The 235-nt window shown below is 31.5% G+C and carries 1 pseudogene; it reads left to right on the forward strand.

Going from position 1 to position 235, the window contains the following annotated elements:
- Positions 1–235 (forward strand): annotated as a pseudogene (locus tag KA858_RS12545) (type I restriction-modification system subunit M); the annotation flags it as partial.

A 235-nucleotide genomic window follows, 5' to 3' on the forward strand; every position in this document is an offset into this window, starting at 1 on the left:
TGAACCTCAAGATTTATTTAGTCACTTAATTCAGAAAATTGAAACTCAAACGTTTGAAATTGAAGATTTGCATAAAGCGATTAATAAAATCGAAGAATCAACACGTGGTGAAGACAGTGAAGAAGACTTTGACCATTTATTCGCTGATATGGATTTAAATTCTACACGTTTAGGTAATACCAATGCAGCACGTACGAAACTTATTTCAAAAGTTATGGTTAATTTAGCTACACTT

The organism is Staphylococcus sp. GDX8P80P (assembly GCF_017893095.1).
In the GTDB taxonomy this organism is placed as follows: Bacteria; Bacillota; Bacilli; order Staphylococcales; family Staphylococcaceae; genus Staphylococcus; species Staphylococcus borealis.